Origin of the sequence: Kitasatospora nipponensis, assembly GCF_039528135.1 — a bacterium.
Lineage (GTDB): Bacteria > Actinomycetota > Actinomycetes > Streptomycetales > Streptomycetaceae > Kitasatospora > Kitasatospora nipponensis.
Genome location: NZ_BAAALF010000812.1, coordinates 1 through 644 on the forward strand (window position 1 = coordinate 1; position 644 = coordinate 644).

A 644-nucleotide genomic window follows, 5' to 3' on the forward strand; every position below is an offset into this window, starting at 1 on the left:
CGACCCGAAGGTCGCCTCCGGCCTGGTGAACACCGTCAAGGACGTCCTCTCCCGCAACGTCACCTTCGAGGACAAGGGCAAGCAGGACGGCGCCGACCACGTCTACGTCTCCGCTCCGGCCAAGGCCCTCGCGGACGACCTGCTGAAGAGCATCCGGCCGGTGCTCAAGGACATCCCGGGCATGGGCGACGAGCTGCCTTCCGCCGCCCCGACCGAGATCCCGGACAAGAAGGTCGGCCTGGACGTCTTCATCAAGGACGGCTCGGTCTCCGCGCTCTCCTTCGACCTGGCCCAGATCGACAGCAAGCTGCCGGCCGAGGCGCACCTGCCGGTCAAGATGACCTTCAGCAAGGACGCGGCCGAGGCCCCGAAGGCGCCGGAGGGTGCGACCAAGTTCGCCATGTCCGACTTCGAGGAGATCGTCACCTCGATGATGGGCAGCAAGATGGGCGCCAAGGGCGGCGCGACGACCGGCGGCAAGACCGCCGCGACCCCGCTGACCGCGGCCCAGGTCAAGGAGCTGGTGGCCAAGGGCATCCCCGAGGCCCAGATCAAGCTGCTGAACCAGGGCGGCATGACCTACGAGCAGCTCAAGATGCTGGCCGACGCCGCCGGCTGACACCCCGTACGTGACGAAGGCCCCG

At 68.3% G+C, this 644-nt stretch carries 1 pseudogene; it reads left to right on the forward strand.

Annotated elements, in window-relative coordinates:
* Nucleotides 1-619: pseudogene (locus ABD323_RS43475) on the forward strand (hypothetical protein); the annotation flags it as partial.
* Nucleotides 620-644 lie beyond the last annotated feature (25 nt).